General features: G+C 40.2%; 28 protein-coding genes. 7 read left to right on the top strand and 21 right to left on the bottom strand.

Annotation, left to right across the window (positions count from 1 at the left end):
- Window positions 1–117 precede the first annotated feature (117 nt).
- The 3 genes from E7B10_RS06055 to E7B10_RS06045 all read right to left on the bottom strand — a co-directional run bounded on the left by E7B10_RS06055 (window position 118) and on the right by E7B10_RS06045 (window position 2116).
- On the bottom strand, window positions 118–978 hold the full coding sequence (locus tag E7B10_RS06055; protein WP_120055858.1) for a hypothetical protein: 861 nt from the start codon (window positions 976–978) through the stop codon (window positions 118–120).
- Between the two features lies 1 nt (window position 979).
- Window positions 980–1477 (bottom strand): preQ(1) synthase, encoded by a 498-nt coding sequence (gene queF / locus E7B10_RS06050; RefSeq protein ID WP_060919289.1) that lies wholly within the window; start codon window positions 1475–1477, stop codon window positions 980–982.
- A gap of 486 nt (window positions 1478–1963) precedes the next feature.
- Complete coding sequence (locus E7B10_RS06045) at window positions 1964–2116, bottom strand: hypothetical protein (RefSeq protein WP_155086465.1); 153 nt, start codon at window positions 2114–2116, stop codon at window positions 1964–1966.
- Window positions 2117–2549: 433 nt separating this feature from the next.
- Here E7B10_RS06045 and E7B10_RS06040 point away from each other — a divergent pair, with 433 nt between their 5' ends.
- Complete coding sequence (locus E7B10_RS06040) at window positions 2550–3281, top strand: copper amine oxidase N-terminal domain-containing protein (protein ID WP_287507139.1); 732 nt, start codon at window positions 2550–2552, stop codon at window positions 3279–3281.
- Between the two features lie 167 nt (window positions 3282–3448).
- On the opposite strand, the gene E7B10_RS06035 is transcribed toward E7B10_RS06040, so the two are convergent.
- From E7B10_RS06035 to E7B10_RS05950, 18 genes are all read right to left on the bottom strand, one after another.
- Window positions 3449–5074 (bottom strand): membrane biogenesis protein AsmA, encoded by a 1626-nt coding sequence (locus E7B10_RS06035; protein ID WP_008603217.1) that lies wholly within the window; start codon window positions 5072–5074, stop codon window positions 3449–3451.
- A 223-nt stretch (window positions 5075–5297) separates the two neighbouring features.
- The gene (locus E7B10_RS06030) at window positions 5298–7130 is read right to left on the bottom strand and encodes a carbon starvation protein A (RefSeq protein WP_004694192.1); all 1833 of its coding nucleotides are present in this window, start codon (window positions 7128–7130) and stop codon (window positions 5298–5300) included.
- 281 nt (window positions 7131–7411) lie between these two features.
- Entirely contained in the window at window positions 7412–8038 is a 627-nt protein-coding gene (hisH, locus tag E7B10_RS06025) for an imidazole glycerol phosphate synthase subunit HisH (protein WP_008603219.1), read from the bottom strand.
- A gap of 78 nt (window positions 8039–8116) precedes the next feature.
- Window positions 8117–9193 (bottom strand): histidinol-phosphate transaminase, encoded by a 1077-nt coding sequence (gene hisC / locus E7B10_RS06020; RefSeq protein WP_008603220.1) that lies wholly within the window; start codon window positions 9191–9193, stop codon window positions 8117–8119.
- An 89-nt stretch (window positions 9194–9282) separates the two neighbouring features.
- A complete protein-coding gene (gene hisE / locus E7B10_RS06015; protein ID WP_004694199.1) occupies window positions 9283–9609 on the bottom strand; it encodes a phosphoribosyl-ATP diphosphatase in 327 nt (108 codons plus the stop codon).
- Window positions 9610–9611: 2 nt separating this feature from the next.
- Window positions 9612–9929: a phosphoribosyl-AMP cyclohydrolase gene (gene hisI, locus E7B10_RS06010; RefSeq protein WP_004694201.1), complete on the bottom strand. Its 318-nt coding sequence runs from the start codon at window positions 9927–9929 to the stop codon at window positions 9612–9614.
- Between the two features lie 205 nt (window positions 9930–10134).
- On the bottom strand, window positions 10135–10893 hold the full coding sequence (gene hisF, locus E7B10_RS06005; RefSeq protein ID WP_038125746.1) for an imidazole glycerol phosphate synthase subunit HisF: 759 nt from the start codon (window positions 10891–10893) through the stop codon (window positions 10135–10137).
- An 84-nt stretch (window positions 10894–10977) separates the two neighbouring features.
- Complete coding sequence (gene hisA, locus E7B10_RS06000) at window positions 10978–11700, bottom strand: 1-(5-phosphoribosyl)-5-[(5-phosphoribosylamino)methylideneamino]imidazole-4-carboxamide isomerase (RefSeq protein WP_008603223.1); 723 nt, start codon at window positions 11698–11700, stop codon at window positions 10978–10980.
- Window positions 11701–11713: 13 nt separating this feature from the next.
- The gene (gene hisB / locus E7B10_RS05995) at window positions 11714–12304 is read right to left on the bottom strand and encodes an imidazoleglycerol-phosphate dehydratase HisB (protein WP_008603224.1); all 591 of its coding nucleotides are present in this window, start codon (window positions 12302–12304) and stop codon (window positions 11714–11716) included.
- A gap of 122 nt (window positions 12305–12426) precedes the next feature.
- Complete coding sequence (gene hisD / locus E7B10_RS05990; RefSeq protein ID WP_008603225.1) at window positions 12427–13704, bottom strand: histidinol dehydrogenase; 1278 nt, start codon at window positions 13702–13704, stop codon at window positions 12427–12429.
- Window positions 13705–13776: 72 nt separating this feature from the next.
- A complete protein-coding gene (hisG, locus tag E7B10_RS05985) occupies window positions 13777–15381 on the bottom strand; it encodes an ATP phosphoribosyltransferase (RefSeq protein ID WP_024062603.1) in 1605 nt (534 codons plus the stop codon).
- 243 nt (window positions 15382–15624) lie between these two features.
- On the bottom strand, window positions 15625–16488 hold the full coding sequence (hisJ, locus tag E7B10_RS05980) for a histidinol-phosphatase HisJ (RefSeq protein ID WP_038125744.1): 864 nt from the start codon (window positions 16486–16488) through the stop codon (window positions 15625–15627).
- A gap of 100 nt (window positions 16489–16588) precedes the next feature.
- Window positions 16589–17089, bottom strand: coding sequence for a GNAT family N-acetyltransferase (locus tag E7B10_RS05975; RefSeq protein WP_008603228.1), 501 nt, complete (start codon window positions 17087–17089; stop codon window positions 16589–16591).
- 354 nt (window positions 17090–17443) lie between these two features.
- A complete protein-coding gene (locus E7B10_RS05970) occupies window positions 17444–18112 on the bottom strand; it encodes an energy-coupling factor transporter transmembrane protein EcfT (RefSeq protein WP_008603229.1) in 669 nt (222 codons plus the stop codon).
- 9 nt (window positions 18113–18121) lie between these two features.
- Window positions 18122–18934 carry an ABC transporter ATP-binding protein gene (locus E7B10_RS05965; protein ID WP_287507145.1) on the bottom strand — a complete coding sequence of 271 codons (813 nt, stop codon included), beginning with the start codon at window positions 18932–18934 and terminating at the stop codon, window positions 18122–18124.
- On the bottom strand, window positions 18927–20552 hold the full coding sequence (locus E7B10_RS05960; protein WP_278467159.1) for a tryptophan transporter: 1626 nt from the start codon (window positions 20550–20552) through the stop codon (window positions 18927–18929). Before E7B10_RS05960 ends, E7B10_RS05965 begins: the two co-directional genes overlap by 8 nt.
- A gap of 141 nt (window positions 20553–20693) precedes the next feature.
- Complete coding sequence (locus tag E7B10_RS05955; RefSeq protein WP_008715166.1) at window positions 20694–21014, bottom strand: type II toxin-antitoxin system RelE/ParE family toxin; 321 nt, start codon at window positions 21012–21014, stop codon at window positions 20694–20696.
- 2 nt (window positions 21015–21016) lie between these two features.
- A complete protein-coding gene (locus E7B10_RS05950; protein ID WP_021147581.1) occupies window positions 21017–21262 on the bottom strand; it encodes a type II toxin-antitoxin system prevent-host-death family antitoxin in 246 nt (81 codons plus the stop codon).
- A 283-nt stretch (window positions 21263–21545) separates the two neighbouring features.
- On the opposite strand from E7B10_RS05950, the gene E7B10_RS05945 reads away from it, so the two are divergent.
- The 6 genes from E7B10_RS05945 (at window position 21546) to rbsD (ending at window position 25515) form a co-directional block, all read left to right on the top strand.
- Window positions 21546–22067, top strand: a complete 522-nt coding sequence (locus E7B10_RS05945; protein WP_008715162.1) for a cysteine hydrolase family protein — start codon at window positions 21546–21548, stop codon at window positions 22065–22067.
- Between the two features lie 108 nt (window positions 22068–22175).
- The gene (locus E7B10_RS05940; protein ID WP_004694229.1) at window positions 22176–22832 is read left to right on the top strand and encodes an NAD(P)H-binding protein; all 657 of its coding nucleotides are present in this window, start codon (window positions 22176–22178) and stop codon (window positions 22830–22832) included.
- Window positions 22833–23069: 237 nt separating this feature from the next.
- Window positions 23070–23351 (top strand): type II toxin-antitoxin system Phd/YefM family antitoxin, encoded by a 282-nt coding sequence (locus tag E7B10_RS05935; RefSeq protein ID WP_004694230.1) that lies wholly within the window; start codon window positions 23070–23072, stop codon window positions 23349–23351.
- 4 nt (window positions 23352–23355) lie between these two features.
- Entirely contained in the window at window positions 23356–23682 is a 327-nt protein-coding gene (locus tag E7B10_RS05930; protein ID WP_004694233.1) for a type II toxin-antitoxin system RelE/ParE family toxin, read from the top strand.
- A 340-nt stretch (window positions 23683–24022) separates the two neighbouring features.
- Window positions 24023–24913, top strand: coding sequence for a ribokinase (gene rbsK / locus E7B10_RS05925; protein ID WP_004694236.1), 891 nt, complete (start codon window positions 24023–24025; stop codon window positions 24911–24913).
- Window positions 24914–25101: 188 nt separating this feature from the next.
- Window positions 25102–25515 carry a D-ribose pyranase gene (gene rbsD, locus E7B10_RS05920; protein ID WP_004694238.1) on the top strand — a complete coding sequence of 138 codons (414 nt, stop codon included), beginning with the start codon at window positions 25102–25104 and terminating at the stop codon, window positions 25513–25515.
- The last annotated feature ends 66 nt before the right edge of the window (window positions 25516–25581 follow it).

Genomic DNA, 25581 nt, shown 5'->3' with positions numbered 1-25581 from the left:
TAACCGTTTATGTATTCCAATTAATACAACCATACTCTAACATTTGAATCATTTCATTGTCAAGAGAATGAGAACGACTTTTAAAACCCTAAAAATACAGGAAATAACTAGCTTTATCTATTTTTTTGTAAGTGCGTCAAGTACCCCATCCCATGTGATGGGTACCATTATAATGATGAGGGCCAATCCAATAAAGAAAATTGCTCCTACCAAGACTGTAAGACGAGGGATAAGAGATATAGCCATGCTACTAGCTAAGTGCGATACTTTAGTTATATCATGATGTAACGCTACATGACCCCATAAGAAACCAGCAACTGTATAGGTGATAATGTATGGGTCGAAAATGATTAGGGTAGTCATTTCATTATTAACATGCATAATTCGGTTAATACTTGGTGATACTAGTGCATTTGCAAGTATGGCTAGGATTTTAAACCACACTAGGCACACGGTATAAGGCCACATTGTTTTTATCGTCATTTTCAGCATATAGAGCAAACCCACCAAGCTCGCTCCAAGAGATCCTCTTTGGCTCCACATGTACTGCTCCATCCAAGATGACTTCTGTTTACCCGCATCTACCTGGTCATAATAAAAGGATAAATCCCGTTCTCCATGAGCTAAATCAACGAGCCCTAATACTTGAAACAATATGAGCGAAAAGACTAGAATAACACCTATTTGAAAGCTTTCACTAAAGAACATGTCCATCAGATCGAAATCAAGATAACCAATGTTAAAGAGATTACCATACACATCGTGAAACGCAATATATATACCATTTGTTACAAGCATATCTAGCACAAATAGGAGCAACACAAAAATGATATATCCGTTCCAGCGAGTCCATTTACTTTGTTCTCTTAAATGAGTGTGAGTCCCTACGATTATCGATGCAGGTTGTAAAGACAAGGTCACACCAATCATAAAACAAGTAATAAAGGATGTGACCATTGTTAAATATTCGTATGCCATATTAACGGTATGCTACGCGCTCAGGCTGCATGTCGTGGAAATGAAGGCGCTCTTTTGCAGTCTTTTCCCACTCTGTACCAGGCTTGCCATAGTTTGCGTATGGATCGATGGACAAACCACCGCGCGGCGTAAACTTGCCCCACACCTCGATATATTTAGGATCCATCAACTTCACGAGATCTTTCATGATGATGTTGATGCAGTCCTCGTGAAAGTCCCCGTGATTGCGGAAACTAAATAGATATAACTTCAAAGACTTGGACTCTACCATTTTCTTATCTGGAACATAAGAAATATAGATTGTGGCAAAGTCTGGTTGACCTGTCATAGGACACAAGCTAGTAAACTCAGGGCAATTAAACTTAACGAAGTAATCATTCTCTGGGTGCTTGTTATCAAACGCCTCTAACACCTGTGGTGCATAATCAGTAGGATAATCGGTCTTGTGACCTAACATCGTTACCCCTTGTAACTCTTTTTCAGATCTGCCGGATGCCATAAAGAACCTCTTTCTATAAAATATAAATTCTGCGAAATCATTCAATATAAATAAATTATATCATACGTAGTGCTAAAAAAGTCTTGATGTAAAATAGGATTAAATAGAAAGTTGCAACTAACATAACTACAACATTCGTTTATACTGCAAATGACTAAATAAAAAAAGGACGCTATAGTCTTAAATCATTCAGTAATTAAAGCTACTGAATATTAGACTATAACGTCCTATCAGATTTAAATAATCATAACCTTAAAATTAATTCAAATATAATCATTTTTTTAAAAGTTTATATATAAAATACCATCCCAACATAAATACTCCACTAATAATATAAGCACTACCATAAAAGTATATCCAAAACTCGTCACTAGTAACCTCAGGATCCATAACAAACATAAATGTAATGCCTCCTAGGAAAAAAATCATTCCAACCCAAAAGATTAAATTAAATATTTTTAAAAACATTTTCACCTCAACAATATGCTAACGCTTATCAAGCGCTTCTCGTTCTTTTTTTCTATCTTCATTTTCTTCAACATTTATTCCTATAGAATCACCTACAACCTTTGCTAGACCAACTTTGAATTTTAGTTTACGTTTTTTTCTATCTCCGTAAGTTTCTAAATGACCGCCCAAAGCTCCTGCGTAACCTTCTGCCTCAAGAGATACTTGTATCTTCCCCAGTCTCCATGTAGCAACTCCAGAAGGCCCACCAACATTAGGACCACTCCTTTCCCATGCATTCGCACGCCTAACAAGATATGTCTCCGTACCATAACTTCGTTAGCACTAGATACCGTAAATCCTTCTAAGCTAGAACCACCAACCATATTAGAGACCTCCGTGTCATGTATTTGTGGTTATTTACATTTTACACGAGATCTCTAATATAAGTCTTTTTATTTGTCGCAATATATTTTAAAATCAAGCCTAAGTATAAAATCGATAAATTCATTCCTTCTTCTTTATTAGTTTTATAAAATTAAAATTTATAATATAATATTCATATATCCATGTTATAGTACCCATTATGATTTATCGTGACGTTTTATACACAATGGAGGTTACCATGAAATTAAAACAACTGATTTTGTCCGGTATAGCCGTTGGAGCGCTAGCTTTCACAAGTGGAATGGTGCAACCTGCCCAGGCAGCAGTCGGAGCGGAGACAGCTACAACGACACAGAGTTTAAAAAGACCTGCATCAGTAACGACACAGCATTATATCAATGTAGATGGCATATTATTAGAGCCCATAGATAATAAACCAAATGTTATCTATGTGGACGGACAACCACTCGTAGCGTTACGTCAAGTATCAGAAGCATTAGGTTATAAAGTATCTTGGGATGCCCCTACAAAAACGGCATTAATCGATATGAACATTGCTACCTTAGCGGTACAACCAGACTCTAAACAAGTCGTGCGCAAGGGTAAATTGCAAATCATCAACCTTGATACATCCGAATCTTTACTGCCTGCAGCACGTATGGTAGACGGAATTCTATATGTAAGTCCGAACGCATTCAAACTCTTGTTAAATGATGTAACCATTAATAAAGACGAAATATATATCGTTCCACAACAAAGTCAATTGGCCACTGATTCAAACACGCAAAAAGGCAAACGAAATGGTATCGAAACATTTTTACCGGATCAAGGGGATAAAGTAATTCCATACGAAGAAGCGGAAGCCAAAGAAAAGAAACCTCTTATTACGGTAAAACGAACTAATACCAAAACAGATACTAAAGACACAGAAAATACTGAATACGTACGCTCTAACGGATTAAACAGATAATAAAATCTTTCGTATAGCTACATATAATTTAGCACCTTATAACTAAAAGAAGGCAACTCATCACCATGATGAATTGCCTTCTTTTTTGATTTCTGCTAGTTTATTATTTCCGTTACTTTATATTATTACTTTATTGTTTCTTCTCACCCTTTACGGCTCAATACAGTTTATTGCTTACTGTTTTTTGACAGATTATCTAAACTATCTTTTGCCGTATCCATACTCCGTTTCAGATCCTTCATGGATTCTTTTATGTCCGGCGCTGTAAGCCCAGATTTGTCGATGCCTTTTGCAGAGTCAGAAGCACGCCTACTATTTTCCCTAGCTTGTTTCATATCGTCTTTAATGCGAGTCATATTTTCATCAATTTCATCAAATGACTCATCATACAGAATAAAATTACTGCCTCCGTGAGAAGTAATATTAAGGGGCCCCATCGTGAGCTGTCCATCATCGATACGCAGAGCATCCGTAGTGATAGTGGTGATTTTCGTATTTACTTTCACATCGCTAAAGGATAAATGTCGCCCTTTATTGTGAAAGTTTCCCGTAATACTTTGAATTGGAATCAGCATATAGTGCCCTTCACCAGACCAGAAGTTCCCCCATACCTCCATGTCTCGAGGTTGGCCTTCACTTTTAAAGTTCAAATTTGCCGATACAGGCACGAGGAACTCAGGAGCCTTGAGGGCTACACTACTGTCTAAATCCTTTGCTACGCCTGTAATCGTATAGGCTCGAGTGTCCAAATTATATACACCCTTAGCCTCCAATTTACCGCTGTATACATTGGCACTAACGTTTTCAAAATTCAAAATACCATCTTGGTACGTCACATCTCCTACTACATTCTCAAAGGTAAGTGCGGGGATGCGTAAAATAGGCATCGTCACACGACCTTTAGCAAAAGGACGGTTAAAATCACCTGTTACCTTTGTAAGCAAGGTCATGGCATCATGAATATTCTCACCAAAGCCTAGTGATGATGGATCCACCCCTTTCACATCAAATTGTAGATCCAGTTGAGGCATGCGATGCTTTAAAACATCCTTTAAATCTACACGACCTTTTAATACAAGACCATCCCCTATGGCGGTACCACCAAATTTGCCCGTCTCCATATCGATACGAATGGCCCTCTTACTATCAAGATCAATTTTTGAGTTTACATTCTTTATCACATAATGGCGATTTCTATTAAAGACCTCTAACTGACTATTTCTAAGTGTAATCTTAAGATCTAAATGTTGACCTTGCCAATTAAAGTTACGTACTTTCTTACCTAGTTCCTCTTGCCGTTCTTGTGTGGTCTTTTTAGGTGCTTTCGGACGAGGCTCTACCTCATTAATTGGTTTATTTACATCTGGAGATATGGGCGCGAAATCCAACCGATTATTATCGTCTAAATCAATAACTATAACCGCATCATCTAATTCAATGCCCTTGATAGCGGAGGACTTAAAATTACGTGTCACCACATCCCACATATTGACGCGGACTTTCCCACTTGGTGCATTGAGCAACTCATGCCCTTCTGGGTCCTTCCAAACAAGGCCTGTAAAAGTCAAAGTTCCCCACGGTGTAGCAGATAAACTTTCAACAGTAACCGTACCGCGCATCATAGTTTGTCGAGCCATAACCTCATTAAAAATAACGCCCATTCCACGACTAGCAATGGTTGCTAGTACAAAGACTATAATCGCTCCAATGGCAAGAAAGGCAGCAATGCCTTTTAGGCCTTTCTTATACAATTGTTTATATTTTGTCCAATAAGAACGTATATAATGTTTCATAGCCCTATTATAACATGTTCAAATCACAATATCCATGTGGTGTTGCCTGTATCAATCATATTGACCATAAGAAACTCTTTTCCATACAAAAAGCGCCTTGCTCACAGAAAACTCTGCATGCAAGGCGCCATTACCTAACTATTTTATAAAAAAGACAGCAAATTTATAGATTAAAAGTGCACCCACAAATGTGAGTGCACTTTATATATTGCAATAATCAATCTTATGCTTTTACTTCTTTACCGTATTTTACAAGGCTTTCAGCTTCGATTTCAGCTTGAGTCCGATAGTCTTGAGGAATGCTAGACAAGCGAATCCAACTACGTACGGCTTCTACCAATACGATAAGGATCATGAAGAACATAGCAGCACTAAATGCTACTAAAATCCATTTACCAGCAGGAATATAGCTGTAGAATACATTTTCATAGTCTGCAGCGATAGCCACGATAGCCATTAAGATACAAGGAATACCTGTTACCCAAGCATAGCGTTTGCGGCCAAGTCTCATAATAACTGTAGTACCTACGGCCAATGTCATGGTACCTAATAATTGGTTAGATACGCCGAATAGAGGCCAGATAATACCGATATTACCTTGTAGAACTAGGTAGCCCCACAAGATACAAATTAAAGCGGCACAACCATACACACCAGGAGCCCAGTGTTGGTCGTTGAATTTAGGATGGAAATGACCTAATAATTCTTGAAGTAAGTAACGACCTACACGAGTACCAGCATCGATTAATGTCATGATGAACAATGCTTCAAACATGATACAGAAGTGATACCAGTAACCCATCAAGTGAGCCATGTTAGGCAATCTGGAGAAGATATGAGCCATACCTACTGCAAGGGATACGGCGCCACCAGGACGGTGCATCAAGTCTTCACCAACCATTGCAGACAATGCTGGCAATTCATGGACTTGAAGGCCTAAAGCTTTGAAAGACTCAACTGTGGAGTTAATCGCAAAGTAATCATCTGGATGCAATGCAGTGGCAGCAATCAAGGCCATCATAGCGATGAAGCCTTCTGTTAACATCGCGCCATAACCGATAGGTAAAATTTCTTTTTCATTAGTAAGCATTTTAGGTGTTGTACCTGTAGCAATAACAGTATGGAAGCCAGATAACGCACCACATGCGATAGTAATGAAGATGTAAGGGAATACGGAACCTTTCAATACAGGACCGCCGCCCCAGATGTAAGGAGTTACAGCTGGCATTTGAATTTCAGGCATTACAATGATAATACCAAGAGCCAATGCACCGATTGTACCGATTTTAAGGTATGTGGACAAATAGTCACGAGGAGCAAGTAACAACCATACTGGCAATGCAGCCGCAAAGAAACCATACACAGCAAGCATAATTTCAATGGTTTGCAAGTCGTATGTGAACCAAGATGCATATTCGCTAGCCGCTACATTTGGACCGTAGATGATGGCTGCGAAGATTAAGGCTACCCCAATAATAGTCGCCTCTTGGATTTTACCAGGACGCAACCATTTCAAATAAATACCAATAAAAATAGCGATTGGAATGGTAGCAAATACGGAGAAGAATCCCCAAGGAGAGTTATGCAATGCGTTAGCTACTACTACGGCCATACCAGCAAGGGTAATGATCAATAGGAATAAGGTAGCGAGCATAGCACCAAAACCAGCAAGTTTACTGATTTCTTCACGAGCAATATCCGCAATCGATTTACCATCGTAACGAACGGAAGCAAACAAGATAACCATATCATGTACAGCACCGGCTAATACGGAACCAATTAGGATCCATAATGCCCCAGGCAAATATCCAAACTGTGCTGCGATAACAGGACCTACAAGTGGCCCTGCACCAGCAATTGCTGCAAAGTGATGACCAAAGGTTACCCATTTGTTGGTTGGCACGTAATCGTGACCATCATTGTGAACCATAGCTGGCGTTGGACGATATTGATCCAATGTCAGTACCTTAGCCGCTATAAAAGCCCCATAAAAGCGGTACGCTAAAATTAGAATACACGCGGAGGCAATAACTAAGTAAATACCATTCATAACCATATAAACACCTCCAATAATCACGTGACATGGAGTATATGAATATTACTGATAAAACTTATGTATCGTATCCATGCCACAATGGCTTCCTAAAATGTTAGTACTTACAACATTATTGTATAACTAATCAACAAGGTGTCAATTATTAATTTCTCATTTTGAAAGTTAAGTATAACTATAAAGCATAATAACGGCATTCTCTACCTATGAGATGCCGTTATTATCCTAGATATATTGGTTACTGAATGACTCATTCTTATCTGTAATAAAAGATAGCTATATCCCTATTCTCCTGCTTTCCTATAAGTTTTTGTAATAGTCCCAAATGTACGCAACAAATTTAGACCTACGACACCGCTTTTTTCAGGGTGGAATTGCATTCCATATACTCTACCTCGTTCTACAATGCCAGGTACATCGATACCATAATTTGCAGTAGATATGATATATTCAGGATCTGTATCCACATAATAGGAATGAACGAAATATGTATATTGATCATCTACATTGCTAAAAGCACTATGAGGCTGGTGTACTACATTTTTATTCCAACCCATATGAGGCACGCTAAGGCCAAGGTTGCGAGGAATTTCTTTTACCTTACCGGGAATAAGGCCTAAACCGGGCGTTGGGCCGTATTCTTCAGATTCTTCAAATAAAAGTTGCATCCCTAAACAAATACCTAATAAAGGTATTTCACGTTTTACTACTTCATAGATGACATCGACTAAACCACGTTCTTTTAGAACTGCCATCGCCGGTGCATATGCGCCTACACCTGGCAAGAGAACACTATCAGCATTTAATATAGTCGCCGAATCTGCCGTTAGCACTGCATCAATGCCAATGTAAGCTAAGGCTTTCTGGACATTGAAGGTATTCCCTGCATCATAATCTATAATGGCAATCATAATAAACTCCATTCTATAGGGTAAAACACGATAAGATTAAACAAAACGTATTACGAATTGTATGTTATTCTATACAAATCAATTCATGAAGTCTCTTAATATCTTACGCATAACATCCCCATCTTGAGGCATGGGAATCGTAAGACGTAACCATCCTTCTCGTTGACCTCGGCGCACTTGGTAACCTGATTTAAGCCAAGCATCTGCAAGACCCTCCGCATCAGGCGCTGCAAAGAAAATAAAATTAGCCTCACTCTTATAGTAGTGAATACCTAGCTCGTCAAAAAGGATTTCCCATTTTGACCGTTCCTCTGCATTTTGAGAGACCGTTCTCGCCACGAATTCTTGATCACCGAAAGCGGCTTCTGCAGCCACTTGAGATAAGGTATTCAAATTGTACGGCAAGCGAATGGTTTGCATATAATTTGCCAACTCTATAGGTGTCATCATGTAACCTACACGGTAATTGGCAAGGCCATAGGCTTTCGAGAAGGTACGCATGATAGCCACATTAGGGAATTCATCCAAGAGCGCACGTGCCGTAGGAACTGCTACGGAAGTGACAAAATCGATATACGCCTCGTCTATGATGACCAAGGTTTCCTTTGGTATAGCTGCTACAAATTTGCGGATATTTTCAACAGACTCATAGGTACCCGTTGGATTATTAGGATTACAAATCCACACGACCCGTGTCGTTTCATCTACAGCTTTCACAAGAGCAGAAAAATCATACTGTCCCGTTTCAAAATCAGCTGGCACCTCACGGATCTCAGCACCTTCCACGAGGCCATTCAAGGCATATTCCGAGAAGGCTGGCACGCTTACTACGATGGAGTCACCAGCGGTAATCAATGTTTTATTGACCATGGCGATGACCTCATCTAGACCCACGCCGATGACCAGTTGCTCAGGTTGTACCTGCCAGTAATTCGCTAATTTCATGCGCAAATCGGTGGCGTTGCCATCCGGATAGTAGTTGGCATCATTATGGGTTACATAGCTAAGGATAGCCTCCCGTACCAATGGCGATGTGCCGTATGGATTTTCATTCGCCGACAAGCGCACCAATCGCTCTACACCAAGGCGCTCTTTCACCGCTTCAGCCGACTCCTCAGGTATATAAGGTTTCAATGTGCGAATTATCTCTTTCATAGGCTATCCTTTCTATCTATTCCTTAACTCATATAACACATATGAACTCCACCAGAGCTCATATGTCCGAGCTCATAACAGGATATACATTATAAGTTTGTAATTTCTGGGCGATCCGTAGTCTTGCTAACAACCCCTTCGCGGCTCGCTAGCTCAGCTTCAATGGCTTCGTATGGGATATTTTTCTCCGCTAATAACACGAGCAAGTGATATAACACGTCTGCTGTTTCGTAAATCAGCTCCTGTGGATCTTCATTTTTTGCGGCGATTACTACCTCTGTAGCCTCTTCACCAACTTTTTTCAAGATTTTATCGAGCCCTTTGTCGAATAAATAATTCGTATAAGAACCTTCCTTTGGCTGTACCTTGCGATTTTTAATAATTTCGTATAATTCGTTCAGTGTTTGCTGTGCCATGTTTAACTCCGTTCTACTTCATTAAAGAAACAGCTTGTGCGCCCTGTGTGACAGGCAGGACCTTCAGGCTTAACTTGAATGAGCAAAGTATCGCCATCACAATCTAGGGCCATGCTCACCACGTGCTGCACATTACCGCTAGTGCCACCCTTATGCCATAACTCTTCACGAGACCGAGACCAAAACCACGTTTCCCTTGTTTCTAGTGTTTTGTGAAAGCTTTCTTCGTTCATCCAAGCCACCATGAGGACGTCCTTAGTCTCCGCATCCTGCACAACCGTCGGCAACAAGCCATTTCCTTTTTCAAAATCCGGTTTCATATTCTATCCTTTATTAAAAGTAATCACCAATCTGTTATCCTATATTAGCTTGTATCTCTTTCTATTGCTATTGCTATTGCTATTTTCTGTTTATCTATCTATTGCTATTTCTATTCTGTTTATCTATAAACAAGCTATTTAACTAACTCTGAACATATAGACTAGTAAAGAACTTGCGAGAGATAATAATTTTTTTTAATCTGTTTTAGCGTACCGTAATTCCGTGAGCTCGTAGTTCTTGTTTGAGTTCAGGAATTTTAACTTCTCCGAAGTGGAATATAGATGCCGCCAGTGCACCGGTAACGCTAGTTTGCTTAAAGAGATCTACAAAATCCTCAACCTTACCTGCCCCTCCAGATGCAATGATAGGTACATTTACGACTGATTCTAGAGCCTTATATAATTCAATATCAAAGCCGGATTTTGTACCATCTTTACCCATGCTTGTCACTAACAACTCTCCTGCTCCACGATCTACGGCCTCTTTAGCCCAGTCGAGAGCTTTCCACTCTGTACGCTTGCGACCACCATGAGTGTAAGCATACCATTCACCAGTTTCTTCATCGGTTTTCACGTCGATGGCTACCACCATGCATTGATTGCCAAACTTTTGAGCCCCTTCTGTGATGAGCTCAGGATTAGCGAGAGCCGCAGAGTTCAAAGATATCTTGTCCGCACCAGCTTTCAACAAAGCCGTCATATCATCAACGCTCTTGATACCACCACCCACGGTGAGTGGCATAAATACTTGTGTGGAGATTTCTTGTACCACATCGCGCATAGTAGTCCGCGCATCAACGGTAGCCGTAATATCTAAAAATACAAGCTCATCAGCTTGTTGCTGCTCATAGGAGGCCGCAATGTCTACTGGACTGCCTACGTCTACGAGATTAACAAAGTTAACCCCTTTTTTTACGCGCCCATCATCTACATCTAGGCAAGGAATAATCCGTTTCGCTAACATAAAGCTCCTTTCCATCGAGTGTCAATCAATATATTCCATTGGTTACGGTCAATAATTAATTTGAGAACATCACAATCATTTCTATTATTTCTGCTGATTGTACTCGGCGATTTCCTCTAACGTAATAGTGCCCTCGTACAAGGCCTTACCAACGATACTATCCATAACACCTTTTTGTTCTAGGGATTTAATATCTGCTAAATTACGAACACCCCCAGAAGCAACGATGCGAGCTGTAGGAAATTCGTTTTGCAAATTTCCAAGTAACTCTTCATTGGCGCCCTGCATTGTACCGTCTCGGTCTACATCGGTAACGATGAAATACTTTGCCCCACCTTCAACCATGGCACCGATTAAATCGGTCATCGGCACGTCGGATTGGTCGAGCCAACCTTCAGCGGCGACCTTGCCATTTTTTCCATCTACACCGATAACGATGCGCTCCGCACCGTATTCAGCGATAACTTGCTTTGTAAGTTCCGGATTTTTAAGCGCTACAGATCCTAAGATAACCCGATCTACGCCCAAACTCAAATAGAGGTCAACAGCCTCTTTATCTCGGATGCCGCCTCCGATTTCAAGGATACCTGTGAAAGCTGCACGCACTGCTTTTACAATGTCTACATTTACAGGCTTGCCCGCCTTGGCACCATCTAAATCAACGAGGTGCAAGGCTCCAACCTTAGCTGCTTCATATTGTTTCGCTTGGTCTACTGGATCAGGGTTGATGACCGTTTCCTGTGCGAAATCGCCTTTATACAGGCGAACACTGCGCCCCTCTTGTAAATCTATAGCTGGAAAAATCATACATTCTCCTTTATTAAATAACTCCCTTTGTAGAGTTAACTCCTTGGATATCCGGATTGATAGTAACTGCTTTGCGCAATGCACGACCCGTTGCCTTAAACATACTTTCAATAATGTGATGTGTATTGCGACCATACAAATTGCGCACATGTAAGTTCATAGCAGCGCTCATCGCAAGAGCTTGGAAGAAGTCCTCCACCAGCTCTGTTTCAAAGTTGCCACCTAAAACCGGCGTACTCCATTCCCCTTGGAAAACGAGGTACGGGCGACCACTCAAATCGATGACAACTTGCGTCAATGCTTCATCCATAGGGACCCAAGCATCGCCATAGCGCTCGATACCAGCCTTATCGCCAAGGGCTTTCACCAAGGCCTGCCCTAAGGCAAGTCCAACGTCCTCAACTGTATGATGAGCATCCACATATGTATCTCCCTTTGCCTCTACCACAAGGCTAAAACGGCCGTGCTTCGCCAATAGCGTCAACATGTGGTCAAAGAAGCCTATTCCGGTCGAGATGGAGCTTGTTTGTGCCCCATCAAGGGTAATTTCTACTGTAATATCTGTTTCTTGAGTGGTGCGTTGCACCGTGCCTGTGCGTATCATAACGACCTCTATACTTCAAATCTATTTTTATAATCTATATTTCTAATCTATATTTTCACTGTATATTTTAAATACACATATAAATATAGATGCCAAATCTATTTTCTAATATTTTTTATAATCTATTTTTCAAATCGTACTTCGATGGCACGAGCATGCGCTTCGAGACCTTCCGTACGAGCCAATGTAGTAATGTGTTTTGCCACTTCTTCTAAACGTTCTTTTGTAAATTGTGTGAAAGATGTACGTTTCACGAAATCATATACGCCTAACGGAGACGAGAATCGCGCCGTACCACTAGTAGGCAATACGTGGTTTGTACCACCTACATAATCGCCCAACGGCTCAGACGCATAAGCGCCAAGGAATACAGAGCCTGCATTTTGAACGAGGCTCATATAGTTCATTGGATCCGGCAATTGGATTTCCAAATGCTCTGGCGCCACTTCGTTCATCACCGTGAACATGTCTTCAATGCTGTCCATAATAGCAATGTAACTGTTGTTTTCAATAGCTGGACGAGCGATGCTTTCACGAGGTAACAATTTAAGTTGACGTTCCACCTCATCAGATACGGCATTTGCTAAACTTTCACTAGTAGTCACCATAATAGCGCGTGCACGAGGATCATGTTCTGCTTGAGATAACAAGTCTGCTGCCAAATGAACTGGATTTGCGCTGTCATCGGCGATAACACCGATTTCACTTGGGCCCGCAATCATGTCGATATCGACTTGGCCAAATACTTGACGTTTCGCCGTAGCCACGTAAATATTGCCAGGACCTACAATTTTATCTACCTTTGGAATCGTTTCCGTACCATAAGCGAGGGCCGCCACACCTTGGGCACCGCCCACTTGATATACCGCATCAACGCCGGCAAGCTTTGCAGCACCTAATACGGCAGGATTAATGCCATCCTTTTGAGGCGGCGTAACCATGATGATTTCTTTTACGCCTGCAATCTTTGCGGGCAAAGCAGTCATGATAATGGTCGAAGGATACGCGGCTGTACCTCCAGGAACGTAAAGACCAACACGAGCCAAAGGAATGACCTTTTGACCACGGATGATACCCGGTGTATCCATATCCACAAAACCCTGCTCGATTTCACGGCTGTGGAATTCTGTAATATTCGCCTTTGCCTTTAATAATGCGGCTTTCAAATCATCAGATAAAGACTCATAAGCTGCGTCGATTTCCTCTTGAGGCACCTTGAAATCTTCAATGGAAACACCGTCAAATTTTTCAGAATACGATTTGAGCGCTGCATCACCGTTAGTGCGGACATCAGCAATGATATCGTACACCCGACGTTCAATCTCCATATCTGTGGTTTGCTGTGTGTAATTCCGTACGATAGCAAGCATCGCCTCTAATGATTCCTTATATATTTTCATCTGTCATCCTTCTTCCTACTTGAGCTATCCATATTGCTAGTTAAATATATGATTCACTCTACATCTTATTTATTAATTTTTATTAATTGCTTCTGAAAGCTGATCTATGAGTTTAAAAATGGTATTTCGCTTTTGTTTTAATGCTAATGGATTTGCTACTAAGCGTGTAGATATGGGCTGTAGCCAATCGAAGATTTCTAGATTGTTTTCACGCAAAGTGGTACCCGTTTCCGTAATATCTACGATAGCATCTGCTAGTCCTACAAGTGGGGCCAGCTCAACAGAGCCTTCAATCTTGATGATTTCCACATCTTGAGCTCCAAAGTACTGTTTTGTAATGGTTGGATATTTCGTACCAATTCGTTGACGACGACCTTCTTTAGGATCATAGCCCGCTAAGGACGCCAAGATGAATTGGCATTTACCCGTTTGTAAATCTAGCATTTCATAGCTCGTATCGTCTTGTTCATCGAGCACATCGCTACCGACGATGCCAAGATCAACCACGCCATTTTTCAAATACGTCGTTACATCTGGCCCCTTTGCAAGGATGATCTCCATAGAATCGCCTAAAGAGATAATGAGCTTACGCGCCTTATTATGTAATGGCTCGCAATCAACACCACATGCTTCTAGGAGTGGAATAAAATCCTTTTCTACGCGCCCCTTCGTAAGAGCGATACGCAATGTATCGTTATCTTGAGCTTTGCTTTCACCCTGCAAGGTAACATCAGTCAAGACGTCGATATTAAAAGCCATCCCTACTGCCGGCATCGGCGTACCATCAAAGCTAGATAGCAAGCCATCATAACGGCCGCCGCTGACGATGTATTGAGACACGCCGTCCACATAGCCTCTAAAAGTAAGACCTGTGTAATAGGATTGAAGTGGTTCCGTAGAAACATCAATGCGAACCCGTTGCCCCGTTGCTTCCACTTGATTTGCCATATCTACGAGATTATCTAAAATGCGCTGCGCCGCTGCAGGCAAGATAATTTGATTAAGCTCATCCTTTATATCTTGAACCGTACCAAACAAGCGAGGCCATACAGTTAAGAAAGGATATAGCGCACTATTTTTAAAGTCAGAAATCAACTCGTTATATCGTGGCAAGTATTTAGTGAATAACGCCTCTAAGAGCTCTGCCTTTTCATCATCACTGAGTCCAAGAGCATCGGTAATAGCACGAGAAAAACGAGCATCCCCAATTTCGAGCAACAAATGATTACCCAACTGAGCTTCGTTCACCTCTTTAATAATCTTGAAGCACTCTTGCTCAGCCTCAAGCCCTTCATAGCCTACCATCTCGATGCCACCTTGCGTCACTTGGTTGACATCGCCACGATGCTTTTTATTTTTCATAAATACATCGCCCAAGTAGTAGAACGTGCGAGGCAATTCAATATTTGTAGTCGCCAAGAAACGACCGATAGGCATGGTCAAATCCGGACGAATTACGACGGACACTTCAGAACTATCCATGAATTCGTACATATGTTGACCGCGCCCCATTGCATAGCCATTGAAAACATCTTTGTACTCTACGAGAGGCGTAGAGATCTTTGTGTATTGACGATTTCGACAAAGACCGAGTACATATTGACTCACATCATCCTTGCGCTCTGCTACGATCCCTATATCATCGCGGAAACCAGTAGGTAATTGCTGCTGTACCATCGTAAACATCCTTTCTATCAATTGATTCATATTATTTCTCACGCCTGTGAAAGCCATATTTCTGTACTATCATTGGGATTATGTGGCTATCCAATACACTATGAGAAAAAATTTACCTATATCGATACTTTTCTATTTTATCGCTTTAATTTATTAAAGTATGAAATCATAATATAACGGTTCTATAGAATTGTCAATAGAACCGTTAATATTTCATGTATTTACTATAATAATGATTTTATACTAGCCCCAAACGTTTTCTATATCTGCCACGCTATGTGCATCAGACCCCAATACAAATGGCACACCGATGATAGCCGCCATGCCTTGAATGAAGCGGCTTGGGTACATTTCACGACAATCTGGTTTGAAGAAGCCGCTCATGTTGTAGTCTAACTCGCGACCTTGGACGCGCATGATATGCAAAATATCGCTCACCACCTGCGCATTGCGACGATCTAAATGACGTTCAAAGCCAAAGTGATGTTGGTATTTCTTGATTAAATCAAAATGCCCTATCCGTTTAGGCGTATATTCACCGAGGTCAGCACGCACGGCTTGGCGCACTGTAGAATAATACTTGTAATATAACTCATATTGTTTTTCAATCCACGGCCCAAAGCCTTTCTCAAATTCTTCAGCACTGTAGTCTAAGCAGTAAAAGGCATTATTAACGCCTTCCATAAAGTGAACGGATAAAATATTATCATCCGTCAACGGACCATAGCGATCCAAGAACTCTTGAATGTCTGATTCAAAGCCTGGAATATAATCGACTTCAAAACCGAGAGAAATATCGATATGTGTGCCATAGGCACGTTGTAATTGACGACCCAACTCTAAGTAAGTATCAACTTCATTTAATTTCAAAGACGCTGTGTCATAGGCCTTTTTATCACCACCATATTCTGCAGCAAAAGCTGTTGGCAATGGTGCATGTTCTGTAAGGCATACCTTTTCGATACGCAACTCGATGGCCTTCTCAATCATCATCGCAGTTCGGTCCCCACTACCATGTGGACACAACTCCGTATGCACATGACCGTCCACGAGACGGCTACGATATTTACTATATCCAACGAACTGCCGTTCATCTTTCATGTTCATTCAATCACCCCTATTCGCCCTAACCCCTGGCGAATCCTTATCTATAATCTATACATCATTAGTATAACGTATTAATATTTATCTTTTACTATACTAATTATTATACCAATAATGCGTATGTTTCGGTATCCTGATATTTACCATGTTTGAATCCAACTTGAGGCGTTAAACCACAATAGGTAAAGCCAAATCGCGCGTGTAACTTGGTGCTGCCTTCATTGCCAGCCGTAATAACGGATACCACATTGTGCAATAACGGATCATTTTTTGCTATTTCTAAAATATGAGCCATCAGCTGTGTAGCGATTCCCCTACCACGATAATCTTGATGGATATAGATAGATAATTCGACGGTACTTTTGTAGGCCTCTTTAGGTCGATATGGTGAAAGCGATGCATAGCCTGCTACAATCCCATCAATGGTACCTACCACAATAGGATGGTGCTCATCGCTATGAGACTCATGCCACTCCTGCCACTCTGACAACGTGTGAGGTTCAAGATCAAGCGTGGCTACGCCGTTTACAACCTCATAGTTATAAATATCTAAACAAGGGGCTATATCACCTTTTGTAATTGGTCGTATTACTAATTCACTCATAAAGTATTCCTCAAAACTGTAGGTATCCTAAAAAATATTATTTCTATTTAACATAATATATAAAAATAGCCCACATACGCAAGAAAAAGGACGAACTATTCGTATAACATACCATTTCACTTTTATCCATCTTTTGAGGTAAGAATTACATATTTTACATCTATATCCCCAATACAACAAAACTGAGTGGTAAAAACAACGTTTTTTACCACTCAGCATATACGTTTTGAAGCATATATAAGTAAAAAGCTCTTATTTTACTTATATACTTTTATCATATTCTTTATTATGACTATTAAAGCTAATACATTTCTATAGGAGCAAAGTTATACTCTTACTTGATATATAAGAAAATTACACAATAACAAATAAAAGTATTGTAATAACAATTAAAGCACTAACAACAGTATAGTCAATTCTTTTCAATCCTACAGATGCAGCAAAGCTGTGTGTGGGACCACCGAATCCACGTAACTCCAAAGACAACGCCATTGTTTCGGATCGTCCCAAGGATTTTAGCAGCAATGGTTGGATAACAGATGCATAGGATTTGATACGCTTAATGAAGTTGCCTTCGAGAGATAAGCCGCGGCAAGCTTGCGCCTCTTGTACAGCATGGCTTTCAGCAATGAAGTCAGGCACGAAGCGCAGTGCAGCAGTGAACATAAATGCATATTCGTAAGGAATTTTGCATTGTGTTACGAGCGCTGCCGTAAGGTCTTGCAATTTTGTAGTTGCCAACAGGCCTATAAAAACAAGTGTCATAGCCAACATTCGTAAGCCGGATACGATGGCAGAGGTTACATCGCCGCTGCCAAGGAATTGGATGAGGCCAAGGAATACAGCGAAACTAGTTAATGCCAACACGGCTTTGCGTTGTTTGAATAACAACCCTGCCAAAAACAGTACACCGAGTTCTACTACGACTAATGCCAATAGCGATGCCCAGTCGCGCAAGAGAATGGCCCATACGGATACAGCGAGGGTCATCAAGATTTTTGTTAACGGTACTAAACGTTCCATATGTCCCTCCTATTTTCCGCTCAACTGAGCCACTAACTTAGATTTCAATTCATCCATAGATTTGCAATAGCCTAAGGATGGTACCGCTAGTGAAAGTTCCACACTTGGCGGTTTTGTAAGGCCTAAATCCTGCAATTCATCCGTAGATTTCTTGAATAATTCTTCTGGACTGCCGTCAAAGGCAACGGTTTGGTTGCCCATGATGATAGCACGGCTACATTCGCTAGCCATAATTTCCATATCATGGGTAATGAGAAGGATTGTAATGCCTTCTGCATTAAGCTGACGCAATAATGCTAATAGCTCTTTAGTTTCCTTACCGTCTTGACCACTGGTTGGTTCGTCAAGGATGAGGATTTTAGACTGCATAGCCAACGCAGAAGCAATGGCAACGCGTTGCTTTTCGCCGCGGCGCAATGTTGGAGGATAAGCTTCACGCAAATGGCCGATGCCTGTGCGCTCCAATACTTCATCAACGATACGCTTCACTTCGGCTTTACTGCGCCCCAAGGACTCAGGTCCAAAGGCAACCTCTGTGGCTACGGTAGGTCTGAACATTTGGCGATCTGGCTGTTGGAATACATAGCCGATAAATTGACCCCGTTTAGACGGCGGCATGGACGTAATATCTCTGCCGTTATAATACATGTGGCCTTCCCTAGCCTTTTCGAGGCCTACGAGCAAACGCGTAATAGTCGTTTTGCCGCAACCATTACGGCCACCGATAGCGATATATTCGCCTCCTTCGATGGTGAAAGTCACGTCTCGGAAAATATCTACGGCTGGCACATAGCCAAAACGGATGTTTTCAACCTTAAGCATGAGCGCCACCGTCCTTTCCTGGTACATCATCAACGCGTTGAACTGGTTGTCTATTTTCTACTATATTAGATTGATCAGCAAGATTATCTACTGTATTTCTTTGATTAGCTAGAGAGTTGCTTTTACCATGCACCTCGGTCTGAATTGCATGAGCCATTTCAATTTGGTGCAAGCCCTTGATAGCAGAGTCGATGCTGAGCCAAGGTTCATCACTGTGAAAGCCGGCTTGTTCCAATTCCATATAGGTTGTAAACACGGATGGCAATGCATCAACGTGAATATTGTGTTCATACATGTAACGAAGCGTAGTAGGTACATCATCGTCACAAGCAATAGAACCATTTACCATGAGGGCCATGCGGTTTGCATACGGCAATACGGCATGCAAGTCATGGTCGATAACAACAACGGTAATGCCGTGTTTTTGGTTCAAATCACCTACGAGGCGATATAATTCAGCGGTCCCATCTGGATCGAGGGAGCTTGTCGGTTCATCAAGAACAAGTACGGTTGGATTCGTAGCCAATACGGAAGCGATAGCTAAACGTTGGCGTTGACCACCAGATAAACTTGTAATCTTGCGATCTTCTAAGCCTACGAGGCCAACTTGCTTAAACACCTCTTCAGAACGAGCTTTAATAGTTTCACGGTCATAACCACGGTTTTCCATAGCAAAGGCCACTTCTTCACGAACCGTCATCGTTACGAGCTGTGTATCGTAATCGGCGAGAACTACACCGATATGATTCGCTAGTTCAGGAATTTCCATTTGCGTAGTCGCATGACCATCTACAAAGACCATGCCTTCTAGGCGTCCACCATAGAATTTAGGCACTGCCCCTACCATCGCCATACAAAGGGTACTTTTACCACAACCGGCAGGGCCTGTAACAACGAGAAAATCACCTTCATTTACATCGAGATTGATATTTTCAAGGGATGGTGTAGTCGCCTTAGGATGATAGTAATTTACGTGCTCAATGGATATTTTAGCTTGGCGCTCAGGCAAGATAGTCAAGCGACTATGATCAGATGTCAATTGGTCCGCATTTGGTAGCATGCCACGTTTAGAGAATAAACGTTGTGCCGGAATATACAAGATTGGTGTAATAGCACCATTCAAGGCCCCTACGATAAGTACCAATGGCCACATGCCGTACATGTACACATTATTTGGCAACCCAAGCACTTGCCACAAAATGGTAACAAAGATACCACCAGATACAACAGTTGCTAAGAAGCCAGACACGACAGGGGTTAAATCAAAACCACCAATTTTACGGAACTTCATGGACAACATAGCGCGCGTTACGAGAGCCGCCGTCAAAGCACCGCCTGGCTCAGACAACAAGTTGCCATAAGGGAACGCTGACTTAGACGTCAATACATTGATGAGGGCCGCCACGAGGCCAATCCCCAAGGTTTGACTCAAACTAGGACGAGTCAATAAAATAGCTACGCAGTACGTAGCAATCGTCCAGTTCGGCGTTACCCCAGCCACACTAGGGCTCACCAAATGCAAAATCGTGCCCAATGCGAGCATCAATGTGCTGACAGTGACCCATCTAAACTGGCCACCCTGCACATGTGTGTACACAAGATCCTGAATCCGTTCCATAATAGCCTCATTTCTATAAAAATATATATGGATTTATTTTATCATTCTTCGAGAATTTGTGAAAGCCTAGAGGCTATCAAGGGACTTCAAGTAAAGCCCATAAAAAAAAGCACCATCTATTAATGATAGTGCTTTTAAGAACTAATGTACTTCATCTAATAATATTCTAAGATAATTACGTCTACTGTTTAATATTCTATCAATATAGATAGTCCGATCTAAATAACGGTAAAAACTTAAATAATTATGACAAAGTAAATATCTGTATTCAATTTTACTTCCTAGATTAATCAATAATCGCTGCCCCATTTCTGGAAATATACTCAACGAATCATTCGCAGTTACTATATCCAAAACGGTTTTCTTAGCTAACTCAATATCACCGGTTTCTTCTTCTATAAAAGATTTTATTTCTAGCAAATCTTCTCGTGCTTTTGGTGCATAGCTAATTTGATTATTCATAATTAAATCCCCAATTCACTCTTTAGTTGCTCTGATGAAATCCAGCCTTGTTCTTCACCAGATTTACGACCTGTCTCTAAAGCGCCCATAAGTTTTATCGTAGCCATTAGACGTTCATAATCTTGAATATCCATAATTGCATATCGGCCTCTACCATTTTTAGTTAAGAATACGGGACTATCTATAGTAACATCACGTAAAACTTCAGAATAGTTTCGTAAATCTGAAATAGGTTTTATATTCGGCATACTATCACCTCCAGAGTACTTTAGTGATATACTACTCATTTTTCTAATATCTTATTACTATTGTAGTTAAATTATCGCGTAAATTCAACACTAAATTTTACAGCACCCTTTAAAATTACTATCAACATCTATGATACTTATATCTTCCTTTTCTTGTTATATACATATGATATAATGCGCATAGATACTTATTTACTAATAAATTGACATTTTTTATAACCGATATAATAAAATCTAATAGTTCTCACTTAAGAACAAATAATTTATTAAAAAAGGAAATATCATGGCACAAGCATTAATCGTAATCGATATTCAAGAAGGCTTAGTTAAGGAAAACCCTTACAATGCCAAAAACTTTATCTCAAATACAAAAGCAATCATTCAACATTTTAGAGATCAAAATATAGAAGTCATTTATATCAGACATTCTGAAAATGAGGGCTTATTAGCAACGGGCAGTGATAATTGGCAAATCTATCACGAATTAAAACCGCAAGAAAACGAAAAGATTTTCAATAAATATTACAATAGCATCTTCAAGGATACTGAATTAAAGGAATATTTAAACCGAAAAAATATTACCGATGTAACATTTGTAGGAATGCAAGTGGAATTTTGCATTGATACATCTGTGAAAGTAGGCTTTGAGTATGGTTATAATATCACCATCGTCGAAGATGCTATCTCAACCTTTGATAATGAGTATCTACCAGCCGGTACAATCCTATCCTTTTACAAAGAAAAGATTTGGCGGAATCGATTTGCACAGCTAAAAACAACAAATGAAATGTTAAGCATCAATTAAATTACGAAAATAATACAAAGATTTTTATAATTTTTTCTCACGTATTTGTCATATATGTATGTTAAAATTCCATTAAATATTTATGCCCGAACATAGGAGGTCTTTTTTATGTATAAGTATATTACGATTTTAGGAGCTGCGGGCCAAATAGCTCAAAAGTTGACTGCTACACTATTAACATATACAGATATGCACATTACATTATATGGTCGTCAGTTGAAAACACGTATACCTCCAGAGATTATCGACCATGAACGTGTTACAGTGATTGAAGGTTCGTTCCAAAATCCTGGTAAATTAGAACAAGCTGTAACAAATGCGGAGGTTGTATTTGTAGGTGCTATGGAGTCTGGCAGTGATATGGCTTCCATCGTGAAAGCATTGAGCCGCAAAAATATACGCCGTGTTATCGGTGTGTCCATGGCTGGACTTTCTGGTGAATTCCCTGTAGCACTTGAAAAATGGACCTTCGACAACTTACCGATTAGCTATGTTCAAGGTGAGCGCCAAGCACGCAATGTATTACGCGAATCCAACTTAAATTACACCATCTTGCGCCTCACATGGCTTTACAATGATCCAGAGAAAACCGATTACGAACTCATCCCTGAAGGGGCTCAATTCAACGATGCCCAAGTTTCACGCGAAGCTGTGGTAAAAGCCATTTTTGATATCTTACATGCTGCGGATGAAACGCCTTTCCATCGCACAAGCATCGGCGTAGGTGAACCAGGTACACACTATGACAAACCAAGCTTTCACTAATATATAAATAAATATTTTGTAAAAAAGAGAAAATACTATATACCAATACAAGACTATCTTCAATACGCTTGAAGATAGTCTTTTTATATATCATTTTATGATTAAAGTATCTAGTTAACCTCATTTGAATTAAATATCTCATATATATATTTGTATACTGCAATTATATCGTTTAAATGATATAATTACAGTATAAGAATGATGAACAAATACTTTTAAAACTATAAGGAGATAACTATGGGAATATTACGCGAAACAATTCGTCCATCCTCTGATTTACGAAATAAGTATCCTGAAATTTCTAAAACCTTACAACTTAAAGATGAGGCTGCCATTATTACTGTAAATGGTCGTGGAGATACTGTAAGTCTCGGCTATAATACATATAATATGTTAAAGTCAAAAATAGAATTATTATCCTCTCTTGTAGAAGGACAAAACGATATCATTCAAGGTCGCACCACTACACTTGATGAAGCTTTCAACAGTATCGATAAAATGCTAGATCAAATGGGGTAACTCTATGAAATCCCAACCCTACACAATCATTCCTACTGAAAAGTTCAATAAAGAGCTACATCAACAAATACTTTATATAGCTATGCAGTTTTCAAAAGAAACAGCTATACAAGTAAAAGAAAATATTCAAAATTCAATTTCAAATCTTATGAACCATCCATATATGGGGACTACACCTAAAATTAGAGCACTTAATGACAGTGACTTTCGAATGTTGATTTTAGAAAAGCTTATTATTTTCTACACAGTTGTAGAGGAAGCTAGAACTATTTATTTAATCTCTATACTTGATCAACGACAGGATTATGTAAATATACTAAACGGATTATAACATTTGAACTAAACCAGTGCTTCTTTAAAAATTAAATACCCTTCAAAGTGGTATATCCTAAATCTAATCGGTACATTTTTACTCATGTAACATAGATTTTGGGTATACCTTTTTTATTCCTACATTTTATAGATATTTATATAGATAAACTCACGTATTTACGCTATACTAATAAATGATTAATATACACTTATAGGTATGTGAAAGCAAATGCCTCTTAGATTATCAATTATATTTATATATACAGCTCGTTGTATAAAATACACAAGATTCTATGTATAAAAATAAATAATAGTCATTTTTAGTCCCAGTTAGGGCAGAGGCTTATTAAGGAGTTATTATGAATCGCATTGTTGTTATTGGCAGTTGCAACATGGATATTGTAGTCCTCGCGAACAAACGCCCTACTGCAGGCGAAACAATCATGGGCAACGAATTGCACATCGCTCACGGTGGCAAGGGAGCAAACCAAGCGGTGGCTGCGGCTCATCTAGGTGCAGAGGTCACTATGGTCGGCTGTATCGGTGAAGATGCATACGGCCATATGATTATAGATAATTTAAAAGAAAATTTCATCAATACAGATTACATCGTTACGGTACCGAATACTACAACCGGTACAGCACACATTACATTAGCTGAAGGCGATAATAGCATCATCGTGATTGCAGGCGCTAATGCTAAGGTAGACCAGTCCGTAGTAGATAACGCTTGGTCTGCTATCGAGCAAGCCGATCTTGTAATGGTTCAAAACGAGATTCCTATTCCAACTATTGAATACATCGTTCGTCGTTGTCACGAGGCTAATGTGAAAGTCCTCTTAAATCCTGCTCCAGCAGCCGACCTCGATTCGGAATGGTTAGAATTAGCAACCTATATTACGCCAAACGAACACGAGTTATCTGCGCTCTACCCTAATCAATCTACAGAGGAGATTTTACTAGCTAACGAAAACAAAATCATCGTTACCCTTGGTAGCAAGGGTGTAGGATATGCCGATAACGGTGAAATTCACATTGTACCTGGCTTCAAGGTTGAGCCCGTAGATACAACAGGTGCTGGCGATACATTTAACGGTGCCTTTGCAACGGCTATCGTTAATGGTAAAAGCTTAGCCGACGCTCTACACTACGGCAATGCAGCAGCGGCCCTCTCCATCCAACGCTTGGGGGCTCAAGGTGGCATGCCAACAAAAGACGAGGTCGCTGCATTCTTAGCAGAACACGTATAGATTGAACCGGTCTTTCAAAGCTCCACTGACCGGGTCTGCCTTCGCAGGGCCAAAGTCGCTTTGAAAGGCCTATTCAATCCAAACTATACGTTCTTCAAGCAATGAATGCAACTGTCCTCTATATAACAAAGGGAGTTAATGACTAAGGTATTAAAGCCTTAGTCATCGGAATAGATAAGGAGTTATTTATGCAACGACACGGTATTTTAAATAGCCATATTGCTAAGGTTTTGGCAGATCTTGGTCACACAGATACAATTTGTATCTCTGATTGTGGCTTACCGGTACCTGAAGGGGTTCAAAAAATCGACTTAGCCTTGGATTTTGGTGTACCTAGCTTTGAGCAAGTAGTATCCATCATCGCTAAACATATGAAATCCGAAGCGATTCATGTGGCAACAGAAATTAAAGAAAATAATCCTAAGGCTTACGCCTTCTTAGAGTCTACCTTCCCATCTGATCAATACGAATGGATTGAAACGAGCCACGATGCTTTCAAAGAAGCCACGAAACAATGCAAATGCATTATTAGAACTGGTGAAACATCTCCGTATGCGAACATTATCTTACGTGCCGATTGTATTTTCAGCGATCGTCCCTAAAATAATAGATTAACCAACTAAGTTTATACGTTAAGGAACTGAACCTATAAATCAGTTTATGTAAAT

Source organism: Veillonella sp. (assembly GCF_032470285.1).
Classification (GTDB): domain Bacteria; phylum Bacillota; class Negativicutes; order Veillonellales; family Veillonellaceae; genus Veillonella.
The sequence above is the reverse complement of the archived record's forward strand: the minus strand, read 5'-3'. Positions and strand labels throughout refer to the sequence as shown.